A 14336-nucleotide genomic window follows, 5' to 3' on the forward strand; every position below is an offset into this window, starting at 1 on the left:
TGTTTCAAACAAGCGAATAAGCTCCGCCGTTAGAGGCTTCACCGTCCTCCTCCCGCGGCGGCGAGGTCGGATCGCGGAACTGCGGCCTGCCGCCCTCAAGCCGGCTTGACGGCATCCGGATGCGCGGCCCTGAACGCCGGCAACTCGGCGCAGGCGTCGGCGATGCGGCGGATCCGTTCGAGCCCGGAGAGATCGACGCCCCAACGCTCGGCGTTATAGACCTGCGGCACGAGGCAGATATCAGCCATGGTGGGGACATCGCCATGGCAAAACGTGCCGGTCCAGGGGGCGTCCAGCATCCGTTCCACCGCCGAAAGACCGTCGCCGATGAATTTTCGCATCCACGCCGCCCGCACCGCATCGCCGCCGCCGGTCAGTTCCATCACATGGGCGGCGACGCCGAGATTGCAGATCGGGTGGATGTCCAAGGCGATCGCATAGGCGAGCGCGCGCACCCGCTGCCGGCCCGGCGGGTCGGCAGGAAGGAAGCCGGAGCCATGGCGAGTCTCGGCGAGATACTCGATGATCGCCAGCGACTGCGTCAGCATCAGCCCATCGATCTCAAGCGCCGGCACCAGCCCTTGCGGGTTGCGGTCCAGATGCTCCTGCGCCTTGTGTGCTCCCTCCAGCAGGTTCACCGGCACCGTCCGGTAGTCGAAGCGCAGCATGTTGAGGGCGATGCGAACGCGATAGCTCGCCGACGATCGCCAGTAATCGTAGAGGACTGTTTCGCTCATTCGCGTTGCGACTCCGCCCACCGTTCCACGCGCTGCTCGATGGCGCCGAAGATCGAATGGCCGGCCTTGTCCTTCATCTCGATGCGCACCGTGTCGCCGAATTTCATGAACGGCGTCTTCGGCGCGCCGGTCTCGAGGGTCTCGATGGTGCGGATCTCGGCGATGCAGGAATAGCCGGCGCCGCCTTCGGAGACCGGCTTGCCGGGGCCGCCATCGAGCTTGTTGGAGACCGTGCCCGAGCCGATGATCGAGCCAGCCGCCAGCGCCCGGGTCTTCGCCGCGTGCGCGATAAGCTCGCCGAAGTCGAAGGTCATGTCGATGCCGGCATTGGCGCGGCCGAAGGTCTTGCCATTGAGCGAGACAAGCAGCGGCAGGTGCAGCCTGCCGCCGTCCCAGGCGTCACCCAGTTCGCCCGGCGTCACGGCGACCGGCGAGAAGGCCGACGACGGCTTGGACTGGAAGAAACCGAACCCCTTGGCGAGCTCGGCCGGAATCAGGCCGCGCAACGAAACGTCGTTGACGAGCATGACGAGCCGGATGGCGCCCCGCGCCTCTTTGACGCTCGCCCCCATCGGCACGTCGTCGACGACGACGGCGACCTCACCCTCCATGTCGACGCCGTAGGCCTCGTCGGCGACGACGATCGGGTCGCGGGGGCCGAGAAAGCAGTCGGAGCCGCCCTGGTACATCAGCGGGTCGGTCCAGAAGCTCGCCGGCATCTCGGCATTGCGGGCCTTGCGCACCAACTCGACATGATTGACATAGGCCGAGCCGTCCGCCCACTGGTAGGCGCGCGGCAGGGGCGAGGCGGCCTCGTGCTCGTGGAAGCGGGTGGTCGGCTGCGAGCCGGTCTCGATGCCCTCGGCCACCCGGGCAAGGCGCGGGCCGGCATGGGCCCAGTCGTCGAGGGCCGCCTGCAGGCTGCGGGCGATGTGGCCCACTTCCGAGCAGCGCGTCAGGTCCTTCGACACGACCACAAGCTTGCCGTCACGGGTACTGTCCTTGAGCGTTGCGAGTTTCATGCTGCCTCCCCGATCTTGTGTTTTGCCGCGCCAGTATGGCATCTTCGCCGCGACCCGTCGCCTGTTCGCTCCCGGCCCAAAAGCCAAGGAATTTCCGCTTGAACCGCACGCTCTTCAAGTCGCTTGGCGTCTCCGCCGCGGCCATCGCCGTTACAGCTGTAATCCTGCACCTTATGGGGCGCATCTGGATCTGCAAGTGCGGCTACGTGAAGCTCTGGCACGGCGTCGTCGTCTCCTCGGAGAACTCGCAGCACCTGTCGGACTGGTATACGCCGAGCCACATCATCCACGGCATCCTGTTCTACGCGCTGTTCGCGTTCCTGCTGCCGAAGGCCGGCATCGTCACCCGCCTGGCGCTTTCGCTCGTCGTCGAATGCGCCTGGGAGATCTTCGAGAACACCGACTTCATCATCAACCGCTACCGCGAGGCGACGATCTCGCTCGACTATTTTGGCGACAGCATCATCAATTCGGCCGCCGACATCGCCGCGATGGTGCTCGGCTTCTTCCTCGCCGCACGGCTGCCGGTCTGGGCGAGCGTCGCGATCATTATCTTCTTCGAGGCGCTGACGACGTATCTGATCCGTGACGGCCTGGCGCTCAACATCCTGATGCTCGTCTGGCCGCTGGAGGCGGTGAAGGCATGGCAGGCGGGCGGTTGAGGCGCCGCGCAACACCGACAACGCTTCCGCGACGACAAGCGCTTGGACGACGGACCTCCTCCCCTCCCCCGTTATGCCGGACTTGATCCGGCATCCAGCGCGCTCAAGTCCTTGAGCGCAAGGGAACTCTTGCGCCGAAGACACGGCGTGGCTGGACCCCGGATCAAGTCCGGGGTGACGGGAACAAGGGGCGAGGCCACCGATCCCAGTCTGACGTCGGGAGCGTTGCGGAGAGGGAGTCGAGCCGATGCACAAGGCAAGCGCAACATTACCTGCCGCCCGCCGCGACACACCACCATCACTTGGTATCCGGCGTGCCGTCGAAGCGGCGTTCCAGCCCGTCCCAGCAGTCGATGTAGTCGTCCTGCAGCGTCTCCAGCTCGGCGGCGAAGCGCGTCAGTTGCTGGGGAAAGCGGGTCTCAAACATGAAGGCCATGGTGTTGTCGAGCTTCACGGGCTTCAGCTCGCCGTTCGAGGCCTTCTCGAAGCCGGTCGCGTCGGGGCCGTGCGGCAGCATCATGTTGTGCAGGCTCATGCCGCCGGGAACGAAGCCCTTTTCCTTGGCGTCGTACTGGCCGTGGATCAGCCCCATGAACTCGCTCATGATGTTGCGGTGATACCAGGGCGGCCGGAAGGTGTGCTCGGCCACCAGCCAGCGCGGCGGGAAGATGACGAAATCGACGTTCGCGGTCCCCTCCTCGCCTGACGGCGCCGTCAAAACCGTAAAGATCGATGGATCGGGGTGGTCGAACAGGATGGCGCCGACCGGCGAGAAGGTGCGCAGGTCGTATTTGAACGGCGCGTAGTTGCCATGCCAGGCAACCACGTCCAGCGGCGAATGGCCGATCTCGGTGACGTAGAACTTGCCGCACCACTTCACATGCACCCGGCAGGGCGTCTCCTTGTCCTCGAAGGCGGCGACCGGCGTCTTGAAATCGCGCGGGTTGGCCAGGCAGTTGGCACCGATCGGGCCACGGTCGGGCATGGTGAACTTGGCGCCGTAATTCTCGCAGATATAGCCGCGCGAGCTTTTTTCCTCCCCGATCCGCGACACCTTGAACATCATGCCGCGCGGGATCAGGCAGATCTCCGAGGGCTCGACGTCTATGATGCCCATTTCCGTGAAGACGCGCAGCGCGCCGACCTGCGGCACGACGAGCAGCTCTCCGTCGGCGTTGAAGAAGTAGTCGTCGACCATGTCGTCGTTGAAGACATAGGCGTGCGCCGCCATGCCGACCTGGGTCAGGACGTCGCCTGCCGCCGTCATGGTGCGGATGCCGTCGAGGAAGTTGAGCGTGTCCGCCGGCTCCGGCAGCGGGTTCCAGCGCAACTGGCCAAGCGGCAGCGAATGGTCGTCGAGGCAGGGCGCGGTTTTCCAGAACGGATAGCTGGCGTTGGCAAAACGCCGGGTGTGACGCACGCTCGGGCGGATGCGGTACAGCCAGGAGCGCTCGTTGGTGCCGCGCGGCGCCGTGAAGGGCGAGCCTGACAGCTGCTCGGCATAGAGGCCGTAATTGCACTTCTGGGGGCTGTTCTGCCCCTGCGGCAGGGCGCCGGGAAGCGCCTCCGTCTCGAAGTCGTTGCCGAAGCCCGGCATGTAGCTGATGCCTTCGGACGTGGTCGCGCCTGCGGCGACCGCCTTTTCGGTCTTCTCCAGCATGGCTCGCACCTCCTCTGCAAAACTGCCATATCGGAAATTGGTTACAGTCGTAACTGTCTATTTTGTAACTATCAAGGCGATCGCATGAGCCGGAAACTCGACGAGGAGGCGGTGCAGACTGTGGCAGGCACTGCGGATTTCGATCTCGACGCCTTCCTGCCCTATCGGCTGAACCGCGCCGCCGAGGCGGTCAGCCTGCGCTTTGCCGCCCACTACAAGGCGCGCTACGCCATGACGCGGCCGGAATGGCGGACGATGGCGGCGCTCGGCTCCTACGGGCGGATGACCGCGACGGCAATTGGGGCCAATGCGACCATGCACAAGACCAAGGTCTCCCGTGCCGTGAAGTCGCTGGAGGATCGCCGCTGGCTGAAGCGCAGCCTGGACGAGAGCGACCGGCGCGTCGAGAACCTCGAACTGACGGCGGCCGGCCTGCGCATCTACCGGGAGATGGTGGATCTGGCGCACGCCTACGAGCGGGAGCTGGCCGAGTTTCTGGGCGATGCCGGCCTGCGGCAGCTCGAGGCGGGGCTCGATGCCGTCGAGGTGATGATGGCGAACCCGCAGCGGGCGGCACGGCGGCGCGGTGGGGCTGGCTGACGGACGCGGCTCGTGTTTGGCCGTCTCACGCCTTGCCTCGCTTACCGTAGCGCTTGCCTTCCCGCTGCCAACTGCACCAAGGCGAGCATGCGATTCTTGCTCATCGTGCCGATTTGGAAGTGCGCAGGGGAAAGTAAGGCCCGCAAGCCGGTTGAGCACGGCGGATCGAGGTGGCCTTCGGCCAGGTCGACGAACCCGCGGGGAGCGCCGGCAGATCAACGCCAGGAGAGCTGGTCCTTCGGCAGGCGGCCGCTGGGATCGAAAACGTCCACCCGGTGCGGCAGGTCCGGCCCCCATTTCCAAAGGACCAGGTTCCGATCGTCCTCGCCGGCGCCGGGGGCGAAGCTCGGCACGACGATGCCGGCAACGCCGCGTGCGACGAGGCGGTCGTGGATCTCCCACGAGGCGGGCCTCTTGCCTTCGGCGAGCGCCATGGCCCAGGCGCAGCCCATTTCCTCGACCGAAACGGCGAATTCCGCCCGGCCGGCCACGGTGCAGAGGTCGGCGATGTCCTCGCAGTCCACGTCGTAGGAGCAGAGCACGCAGGGATCGATGCGGTGGGCGAAGCCCTGGTTGGCCTCTTTGACCGCCGTCATGATGCTCAGCGCCAGGTAGAGCGCCGGCGTGCCTTTCGGATTGAATCGGGCGCCCCGGATCGCCGCCCCCTCGCCGGAGACCGGCTTGAACGCCCAGCGCGGGTCATGCGCGCGGTAGGCGGTACCGGCAAACCTCAAGCAAAGCCCCCGAGCGCGACGTGGTCGAGATAGTCGCGCACGGCCGATGCCTTGCCGTCCTTCACCAACGCCTCGGCGGTACGCCCGCCGAAGGCGGCGAGCGGCTGCGCCCGGTACCAGGCCATCGCCTGGTCCTTGCCGCCGGCCCAGTCGCTCACCCGGCTGATGATCTCCAGCATCTCGCGCAGGCGCCCCTGTGTCTTCGGGCCCATGCTGCGGGCGGAGCGGTAGAGTGTCTCGCGCGCCAGCCCGGCCGTCTCGGCGAGCTGGCCCTTGGACATGCCGAAGCCGTCCGCCACGTCATCCGGCGCGATCTTGCCGCCCTGGTCCATGTAGGCAACGACCAGCGGAGCATTCCGCTCTGTGGTTTTCAATGCGTGTGCCATGTCACCCTGCCAATTCCCGCGCCGTATTTCCTGTGCATAATATATGGCGCTTCCAGCGCTGCGACAAGGCACCGGCCCCCGACTTCTGCGTCCCCAGCCTGCCTCAACGCCAGTCCGCGAACCTCCCCGCGGATCGGACATCAAGCTCGCGCCGCCGCCTGTTGCGCGCCGGCGCACTCGTCGGATGTATCGTGGCCGGCTTTACACCGCCTCCCCGCTGGATAATTTGGATAAAGCCGTGTGGGGTGCCATATGCGGGCGAAAGGGAAATGCAGGACATGAGAGTCGAATCGGAGTTGAACGGCCACCCAATTCTCGGGGACCGGATCCGCGGGTTGCGGAAGCGCCGCAAGATGACCCTGTCCGCCCTCGCCGAACAGTCCAGGCTGTCTCCCGGCTACATCAGCCAGATCGAACGAAGCCTTGCCTATCCGTCCATTCCGGCGCTGGTGAACATCGCCGCGAGCCTGGGCGTGACGGTGCAGTGGTTCTTCTCCGGCTCGCTGGACGTGCCGGCGGAAGAGCGCGAATACGTCGTCCGTGCCCGGAACCGGTTGAAGATCGAATACGAGAAGGGGATCGTCGACGAGTTGCTCACCCCGAAGATGAGCGCTCAGGTCGAAATGATCTACAGCCGCATGCCCCCCGGCAGCGAGAGCAGGGAAGCCTATTCGCACGAGGGCGACGAGGTGGGGTTCGTGCTGGCCGGCGAACTGGAGATCTGGGTCGGCGAGAAGCACTTTCACCTTGCAACCGGCGACAGTTGCTCGTTCTCCTCCAGGGAGCCGCACCGTTACCGGAATCCCGGAACGGTCGAGGCGATCGTCCTCTGGGCGATAAGCCCGCCCGCATTCTGACGTCCCCGTCCGCCAAGGTCTCACGTAAAATAATTCGCCTTGTAAGTTTCCAGTAGTAAAAATTTGGATTGATTTTTTACTCGTGGAACCGCAGTGTCGGAGAAAATCTTGGTGGCGGACGGGAGTGAGACATGGCGGATATCGTGCATTTCAAAAGCAGCGAGCGGGTTTTCGAGCCGTATGGCAGCCCCGCCGACAAGGCGTCGATCAGCCGCCTGGTAGGCCCCGAACTGAGCCGTTCGATGGGCGCCGGGATCGCCCGGTTCGATGACTGCTCGATCGCCTGGACCGTCCTCTACGACGAACTGATCGTCACGCTGGAAGGAACATTCCGACTTCGTGTCGGCGATGCCGTGTACGAATGCTCCCCGGGCGACGTGCTGTGGGTGCCCGAGAACACGCCGCTGCACTATGAAGGCGATGGCGCGACGGTATTCTACGCGCTCTCGCCGGTCGACTGGAAGGCGCGTGCGGAGAAGGCCCGGAATGACTGAAGAACTGTTTCCCGGTCTTTTCTCGCCTCTGGAAATTCGCGGCAAGCGCATCAAGAATCGCATCCTGTCGACCGGCCACGACACCACGATGCCGACCGATGCGACCGTCAACGACGCGCTGATCGCCTACCACAGGGCGCGCGCCAAGGGCGGGGTGGGCCTCATCATCACCCAGGTCGCCGGCGTTCATGAAACGGCGCGCTATACGTCGCACATGCTGATGGCGACGGATGACGGTTGCATCGATGGCTATCGCCGGCTGGCGGAGGTCTGCCACGCCGAGGGCTGTGCGATCTTCTCGCAGCTCTTCCATCCGGGCCGCGAGATCATGGAAAGTGGCGATGGCCTGCTCGCCGTCGCCTACGCGCCCTCCGTTTCGCCGAACGAGCGGTTCGGCGTCATGCCCAGGGAACTCGATCAGGAACTCATCGCGGAGATCGTCGCCGGCTATGCCTCGGCTGCGAAGCGGATGTATCTGGCCGGTCTCGACGGGGTCGAATTCGTCGCCAGCCACGGCTACCTGCCCGCGCAGTTTCTCAATCCGAGGGTCAACCGGCGGACCGATGCGTATGGGGGCAGCCTGGACAATCGCCTGCGATTCTTCAGGGAGGCGCTGGAGGCGATGCGGGCGGAAACCGGCGACGACTTCGTCATCGGCATGCGCATCAGTGCGGATGAACGCGACGAGACCGGGCTGGCCGCCGACGAAGTGCTCGAGTGCTGCACCGGCCTCGAGCCGTTGCTCGACTATGTCAACGTGACGGCCGGCACGTCCGCAACGGTCGGCGGCGCCGTCCACATCGTGCCGCCGATGGCCTACCAGAACGCCTACCTCGCCAGCGACGCCAAGCGGATCAAGGATGCGCTGACGATCCCGGTCTTCGTCGCGGGAAGGATCAACCAGCCGCACGAAGCAGAAGCGGTGATCGCCAGCGGTTCGGCAGACATGTGCGGCATGACCCGTGCGCTGATCTGCGATCCGGAAATGCCGAACAAGGCGAGGGACAATCGCCCCGACGACATCCGCGCCTGCATTGCCTGCAACCAGGCCTGCATCGGCCACTTCCACCGGGGCTATCCGATCTCCTGCATCCAGCATCCGGAGACCGGCCGCGAACTCCGCTTCGGCTCCATCGAGCCCGCCGGCCGCGCCCGGCGCGTGATGGTCGTCGGTGGCGGCCCGGCCGGGATGAAGGCGGCCATCACGGCGGCCAAGCGTGGCCATGAGGTCACCCTCTACGAGGCCGAAAGCCAGCTCGGCGGCCAGGCGAAGCTGGCGCAGCTCCTGCCTCGACGTGCGGAGTTCGGCGGCATCATCACCAACCTGAGCCGCGAGCTCGAACAGCAGCAGGTGCGGATCGTCCGCGGCGTCCGGGTCGACCGGGCGCTGGTGGAACGCGAGAGCCCCGACGCGGTCGTTCTCGCCACGGGCGCCACCCCCTATGTGCCGGAATTCCCGGTCGACGAGTCCGTCCAGGTCGTCGACGCCTGGCAGATCCTGCGCAAGGAGGTCAAGCCGGGCCGCCGCGTCGTCATCGCCGACTGGCGCAGCGACTGGATCGGGCCCGGCATTGCCGAGATGCTGGTCAAGGATGGCAGCGTCGTCGAACTGGCCGTGAACGGCACCCATCCGGCCGCCACGCTGCCGCTCTACGTCCGCGACAACATCGCCGCCGAACTGCACAGATTGCAGGTTCGCGTCACGCCCTATGCCCGCCTCTATGGTGCCGACAGCGGCACCGTCTACATGCAGCACACCGTCAGCGGCGAGCCCATCACCTTCGACGACATCGACATGCTCGTCGTCTGTCTCGGCCATCGGCCGGCCGACAGTCTCGAGCGGGAACTGGCGGGGCTGGGCATCGAGGTGCACATGGCCGGCGACTGCCTGGCGCCGCGCACGGCAGAAGAGGCTGTCTACGATGGACTGCGGATCGGGGCCGGGCTTTAAGGCCCTGCCCCCAAGGCGGGGGCACCCGCTTCAAGGCGAACGCATGCGGCGCATCAGAGGGCCAAACTGACCAGCAATGCTCAAACAGCATCTATAGTGCATTGCAAAGCAGGCGCCATCCGGACATGACGTCGGCTGCAATCTCCTGGATAGAGTGACCGGATGCTGAAAGACCTCAATCTCAATCTCCTGCGATCGTTCTTCATGGTTGCCGAAGAGCGGAGCGTTACGCGGGCCGCGGCGCGGCTGAACATGAGCCAACCCTCCGTCAGCCAGGCGCTCCAGCGCCTGGAGGAGCAGCTTGGATGCCAGCTCGTGCTGCGCGGCAGCCGGAAGTTCGAACTGACGGCGCCCGGGCAGAAGGTCTACGAGGAGTGCAGCGAAATCTTCCAGGCGGTCGAGCGGATCGCCCAGCGCACCCAGGACCGGGCCGCCGAGGAGTTCGGCGAGATCCGCATCCAGATCATCTCCAACCTCGAGTCGTCGCTGATCAACGAAGCCATGCGCCTCTACCACCAGCGCTACCCCTCGGTGACCTGGGTGGTCGAGGTCCAGAACAGCCAGGACACGATCAAGCGCATCCAGACGGAAAAGTGCGGCATCGGTTTCTGCCTGCTTTCCCGCCCCGTCTTCAGCCTGAACTGCGAGCTGATGTTTCGCGAGGAATTCAGCGTCTATTGCGGCGCGGAGCACCCGTTTTTCGGCCGCAAGGAGATCGAGAAGCGGGAACTGCGGCAGGAGTCCTTTGTGTCCTTCACCTGCGCCACCGAGGGCATGGGCCTCGAACCCATGGCAGTGCTCAGCCAGAGCCTTGGCCTCGGCGAGCGCATCAGCGGACAGAGCCCAAATCTGGAGGAGGTGCGGCGAATGATCATCGCCGGCCTCGGGATTGGCATTCTGCCGGTGACCGCGGTTCACGGCCAGGTGGCGAGCGGCCTCCTCTGGCCCTTGGAGATCAAGGGATATCCGCTCGGCGCCGACGTCTTCCTGGTAAGCCACCCGGAAGGCGGTTACTCCCGCGCCGAGCGGCATTTCCTCGATCTGGTCCAGGAGCTGCGAACGCTCTATCCCGACATGCATTGAGGGCGCCGCGACCGGCACCCTCACCGGCCATCAGCGGTCGGCGCGGGCCACAACCGCATGCAGCAGCACATTGAGGCCGGGCGCCAGGTCGTCACGGTCGCAGTCCTCCTCGTTGTTGTGGGTGATGCCTCCCTTGCAGGGCGTGAAGATCATCGCCGTCGGGCAGTGCCGGGCGAGGAAATAGGCGTCGTGCCCGGCCTGGGACTGGATATCGCGCCAATCATAGTCCATGCGCGCAGCCTCGGCCCGGATGCCGTCCACCATGGTGCGGTCGAAGATGTCGCCACCCCAGAACCATTCGTCCTCGATCACCGCCTCGCAGCCGGCGCGGGCAGCGCTTTCGAACAGCGCGCGGCGCATCTTCTCGGCCATCACCCGTGCCGTGGCGGGGTCGGGATGACGCACGTCGCAGATGGCCTGGGCCGTGTCGGAGAGGATGCCGGGCTTGTTCGGCCAGGCCGCCAGCCGTGCCCCGGTCGCCTTGCCGTCGCCGACGGCAAAATCCCAACCGATGTCGTCCACCGCCGTCAGCCAGCGGGCGCCGGCGATCAGTGCATTGTGGCGCAGGTCCATCGGCGTCGGCCCGGTATGCGCGGTCTTGCCCTCGAAGCGCACCCGCATCCCATAGCTCGGATAGCCACCCGTCACCACGCCGACGTCGCGACCCTCGCGGTCGAGGATCGGCCCCTGCTCGATATGCAGTTCGTAATAGGCATCGATCTCGCCAGCCCGGCACGGCTTGTTGCCGTTGTAGCCGATGCGCTCCAGCTCGTCGCCGAACCGCGCCCCGTCATCGGCTACCAGACCCCGGACCCAGTCCGCCTCATATGCCCCGACGAAGCAGCCCGAGGCGACCATCGGCGGGGAGAAGCGGGCGCCCTCCTCGTTCGTCCAGTCGACGACGACGATCGGGCGACGGGTCACGTGCCCCGCATCGTTCAGCATACGCACCACTTCCAGCCCGGCCAGGACACCGGCGATGCCGTCGAAGCGGCCGCCATTGATCTGGGTATCGAGATGGCTGCCGATGACGACCGGCGGCAGGCCGGGCTCGCGGCCCTCGCGCCGGCCGAAGATGTTGCCGAGTTCATCGATCTCGACGCTCAGGCCCGCATCCCGGCACCAGTTGACGAACAGGTCCCGCATCTGGCGATCCGCGTCGGTCAGCGTGAGCCGGGCAAGCCCGCCCGGCCGTCCCTGACCGATCTCGGCGGAGCTTTCGATGGTCGACCAGAAACGGTCGATATCGACTCGGGTGTTCGGGGAGAACGACATGGTTCACCTTTCAGGTGCGATTGTGGAAGAAGCTGCTCACATGCCGAACGACATCACGGTCATCAGGCCCGGGAACAGGACGAGCATGAACATGATGAACGTCATGACGCCGATGAACGGCAGCAGGTAGCGGAACGAAGCCGACATCGGGATGCCACCGGTACGGCAGGCGGCCATCAGGTCGATGCCGAGCGGCGGCGTGTTGGCGCCGATCGCCAGGTTGATGGTCAGCAGCACGCCGAAATAGACCGGATCGATTTCGTAGACCCGCAGCACCGGCAGGAACACCGGCGCCAGGATGAGGATGATGGCGATGGATTCCATGAATGTGCCGAGCACGAGGACGGCCACCATCATCAGCATCAGGGCGACCGTGGCGCTTTCCGTCGCGCCGGTGATCGCGTTGACCACGAGTTGCGGCACCTGCTCGACCGTCAGGATCCAGCCGAACACGGAGGCGGCGGCGATGACGATGAGGATCGAACCGGTCATCTCCGTCGTGTCGCGCAGCAGGGCGGAAACCTTTGCGAAGGTCAGGCGACGATAGACCAGCGTTCCGACCAGCAGGGCATAGGCGACGCCGATGCCTGCCGCTTCCGTCGGCGTGAAGATGCCGAAGCGGATGCCGCCGACGATGATGACCGGCGCCAGCAGGGCAAGAACGGATTCGCGCAGCGCCGTCGCCAGCCGCCCCCAGCTGAAGGGTTCGCCGCCCTTCCAGCCGTTCTTGCGCGAGATCCACCAAGCCACGACCATCAGGCCGAGCCCGAGCAGGATGCCGGGGCCGATGGAATGGATGAACAGCTGCCCGATCGACGTGCCGGTCGCCGTTCCGTAGACGATCAGCACGATCGAGGGCGGAATGACCGTACCGAGCGAGCCGGCGCAGCCGAGGCCCGCGGCGGAGAAGCCGGGATCGTAGCCGCGCTCCTTCATGGCCGGCAGCAGCATCGAGCCGATCGCCACCACATCGGCGACACCCGAACCCGAGAGCGAGCCGAACATCATGCAGGCGGCGATCATCACGATTGCAAGGCCGCCGGTGCGCTGGCCGACGACGGCCGCACAGAGATTGACGATCCGCGGCGCCAGGCCGCCATGAACCATCAGCAGCCCGGCAAGCAGGAACAGCGGAATGGCAAGCAGCGTGAAGCTGTCGATGCCGGCGACCATGCGCTGCGCGACCACCATCACCGGCAGCGCATCGCCGACCAGCAGATAGGCCACCGAGGACAGCGCGAGCGCAATGACGATCGGCGCGTCGATGAGCAGCAGCAGGACAAAGACGAGAAAGAGGACAACGAGCGCCAGACTCATTTGCGCAGCTCCATGGCGAGCAGGGCGACGAGGGCGAAGGCCGCCGTGACCGGAAGGGAGAGATAGACGAGGCCGGCGGGCCAGCTCAGCACCGTGGTCTCATGCGACCAGGTCAGGGTCGTGATCTTCCAGCCGGACCAGAAGACCACGATCAGGAACAGGAACGCGGCGACCCGTGCGAGAAGGGCGAGAAAGCCGCGGAAGCGGCCCGGTGCGACGATGAGGTCCGTCAGGCCGGCACACAGATGCGTCTTGCGGACGAAGGCCGAGATCGCGCCGATGAACGTCACCCACACCAGAAGCAGACGCGGTATCTCCTCCGACCAACGCGGCGTGAACGAGAACGCATAGCGGCAGATCACGACGTAGACGATGATGCCGGTAAAGATGGCAATGCCCAGACCGCCTATGGTGCCGGCTGCCCGGTCTATGGCCGAGGCGATCCGCGAAGGCGGCATCGGTGCGTCTTCCATGTAAACCTCGCTGATGTCGTTGGGAAAGGCCGTCGAAACGGCGGCGTCCTGCCCGCCGGAAGAGGCGGGCAGGACGGATCGGGCTTACTTGCGGTATTCGTCCATGATTGCGATCAGCTCGGGACCGAACACGTCCTTCTCGCTTTCCCAGATCGGCTGCAGGGCCTCGACGAAGGCGGCCTTGTCGACCTCGTTGAACTCCATGCCCTTCGACTTCAGCTTCTCGATCAGCGCGACCTCGTTGTCGGCGACCATCTGCCGCTGGGCGTTGCCCCACTTGACGGCGGCTTCCTTGACGATGGCCTGGTCCTCGGGGGAAATCTGCGCCCAGGTCATGCTCGACACCGTCAGGCAGGCCGCGCCCCAGATGTGGCCGGTCATCGAGACGTACTTCTGCACTTCGTAGAACGAGGATGCGTCGATGATCGACAGCGGGTTTTCCTGCGCGTCGAACACGCCCTGCTGAAGGGCCGAATAGAGTTCGCCGAAGGCCAGCGGCGCCGGCTGCGCGCCGAGAAGCTCGAAGGTCGCAAGCCGCACCTTGTCCGGCGTCACGCGGATCTTGATTCCGGACAGATCATCGGGCTTTACGATCGGGTGCTTGTTGTTGGTGATGTTGCGGAAGCCGTTCTCCCACCAGGCCAACACCTCGATGCCCTTCGGCTGCAGCAGGCCGGCAAGCGCCGTGCCAAGCTTGCCGTCGAGCGCGGCGAAGGCCTGCTCGCGGCTGGTCCAGGCATAGGGCATTTCGATGATGCCGAACTTCGGCTCGACGAACTGGAAGGAGCCGCTGCCGATCAGGCCGCCCTGGATGGTGCCGATCTGCATGCCCTCGATGACTTCCTTTTCCGTGCCGATCTGGCCGGAGGGGAAGACCTCGATCTTGACGCGGCCCTCGGTCTTTTCGGCGACTTCCTTGGCGAAGTCAGTCGAGGCCTTGTGCCAGCTATGGGTATCGGCAAGCACGTGCCCGAGGCGGATCGTCGTCTCGGCCATGGCGGCCGTATGGGAGGAAAGACCGATCAGGCCCGCCAGCATTGTGGCGGCCAGGCCGCGGGAAATCTTCGATATGCCCAGTTTCATTT

General features: G+C 65.5%; 15 protein-coding genes. 6 read left to right on the forward strand and 9 right to left on the reverse strand.

Translation table 11 applies throughout. The features are described from left to right. Positions 1–95: 95 nt before the first annotated feature. Positions 96–737, reverse strand: coding sequence for a maleylacetoacetate isomerase (gene maiA, locus C7449_RS15275; RefSeq protein WP_108003762.1), 642 nt, complete (start codon positions 735–737; stop codon positions 96–98). Beyond that, positions 734–1759 carry a fumarylacetoacetate hydrolase family protein gene (locus C7449_RS15280; protein ID WP_108003763.1) on the reverse strand — a complete coding sequence of 342 codons (1026 nt, stop codon included), beginning with the start codon at positions 1757–1759 and terminating at the stop codon, positions 734–736. The genes maiA and C7449_RS15280 overlap by 4 nt, the downstream gene beginning before the upstream one ends. Before the next feature lie 35 nt (positions 1760–1794). Between C7449_RS15280 and C7449_RS15285 the strand changes: the two genes are divergently transcribed. Further along, on the forward strand, positions 1795–2421 hold the full coding sequence (locus tag C7449_RS15285; RefSeq protein ID WP_108003764.1) for a DUF2585 domain-containing protein: 627 nt from the start codon (positions 1795–1797) through the stop codon (positions 2419–2421). Between the two features lie 298 nt (positions 2422–2719). Here C7449_RS15285 and hmgA read toward each other — a convergent pair whose 3' ends face one another. Beyond that, the gene (hmgA, locus tag C7449_RS15290; RefSeq protein ID WP_108003765.1) at positions 2720–4081 is read right to left on the reverse strand and encodes a homogentisate 1,2-dioxygenase; all 1362 of its coding nucleotides are present in this window, start codon (positions 4079–4081) and stop codon (positions 2720–2722) included. Positions 4082–4165: 84 nt separating this feature from the next. On the opposite strand from hmgA, the gene C7449_RS15295 reads away from it, so the two are divergent. Further along, positions 4166–4681, forward strand: a complete 516-nt coding sequence (locus C7449_RS15295; protein ID WP_108003766.1) for a MarR family winged helix-turn-helix transcriptional regulator — start codon at positions 4166–4168, stop codon at positions 4679–4681. A 215-nt stretch (positions 4682–4896) separates the two neighbouring features. Here the strand turns inward: C7449_RS15295 and C7449_RS15300 are convergent, their stop codons facing one another. Beyond that, positions 4897–5415: an RES family NAD+ phosphorylase gene (locus C7449_RS15300; protein WP_108003767.1), complete on the reverse strand. Its 519-nt coding sequence runs from the start codon at positions 5413–5415 to the stop codon at positions 4897–4899. Next, a complete protein-coding gene (locus C7449_RS15305) occupies positions 5412–5801 on the reverse strand; it encodes an antitoxin Xre/MbcA/ParS toxin-binding domain-containing protein (protein ID WP_108003768.1) in 390 nt (129 codons plus the stop codon). Before C7449_RS15305 ends, C7449_RS15300 begins: the two co-directional genes overlap by 4 nt. Before the next feature lie 278 nt (positions 5802–6079). On the opposite strand from C7449_RS15305, the gene C7449_RS15310 reads away from it, so the two are divergent. From C7449_RS15310 to C7449_RS15325, 4 genes are all read left to right on the forward strand, one after another. Continuing rightward, positions 6080–6658: a helix-turn-helix domain-containing protein gene (locus C7449_RS15310; protein WP_210204741.1), complete on the forward strand. Its 579-nt coding sequence runs from the start codon at positions 6080–6082 to the stop codon at positions 6656–6658. Between the two features lie 131 nt (positions 6659–6789). Further along, positions 6790–7152, forward strand: coding sequence for an AraC family ligand binding domain-containing protein (locus C7449_RS15315; protein ID WP_108003770.1), 363 nt, complete (start codon positions 6790–6792; stop codon positions 7150–7152). Then, on the forward strand, positions 7145–9103 hold the full coding sequence (locus C7449_RS15320; RefSeq protein WP_108003771.1) for an oxidoreductase: 1959 nt from the start codon (positions 7145–7147) through the stop codon (positions 9101–9103). The genes C7449_RS15315 and C7449_RS15320 overlap by 8 nt, the downstream gene beginning before the upstream one ends. 162 nt (positions 9104–9265) lie before the next feature. Further along, positions 9266–10186: a LysR family transcriptional regulator gene (locus C7449_RS15325; RefSeq protein ID WP_108003772.1), complete on the forward strand. Its 921-nt coding sequence runs from the start codon at positions 9266–9268 to the stop codon at positions 10184–10186. Positions 10187–10216: 30 nt separating this feature from the next. Here the strand turns inward: C7449_RS15325 and C7449_RS15330 are convergent, their stop codons facing one another. The 4 genes from C7449_RS15330 to C7449_RS15345 form a co-directional block, all read right to left on the reverse strand. Then, the gene (locus tag C7449_RS15330; protein WP_108003773.1) at positions 10217–11461 is read right to left on the reverse strand and encodes a Zn-dependent hydrolase; all 1245 of its coding nucleotides are present in this window, start codon (positions 11459–11461) and stop codon (positions 10217–10219) included. Positions 11462–11497: 36 nt separating this feature from the next. Further along, positions 11498–12778, reverse strand: a complete 1281-nt coding sequence (locus C7449_RS15335; RefSeq protein WP_108003774.1) for a TRAP transporter large permease — start codon at positions 12776–12778, stop codon at positions 11498–11500. Beyond that, positions 12775–13251 (reverse strand): TRAP transporter small permease, encoded by a 477-nt coding sequence (locus C7449_RS15340; RefSeq protein ID WP_108003775.1) that lies wholly within the window; start codon positions 13249–13251, stop codon positions 12775–12777. Before C7449_RS15340 ends, C7449_RS15335 begins: the two co-directional genes overlap by 4 nt. Before the next feature lie 84 nt (positions 13252–13335). Beyond that, positions 13336–14334, reverse strand: a complete 999-nt coding sequence (locus C7449_RS15345) for a TRAP transporter substrate-binding protein (protein WP_108003776.1) — start codon at positions 14332–14334, stop codon at positions 13336–13338. Positions 14335–14336: the final 2 nt, after the last annotated feature.

The organism is Mycoplana dimorpha (assembly GCF_003046475.1).
Classification (GTDB): domain Bacteria; phylum Pseudomonadota; class Alphaproteobacteria; order Rhizobiales; family Rhizobiaceae; genus Mycoplana; species Mycoplana dimorpha.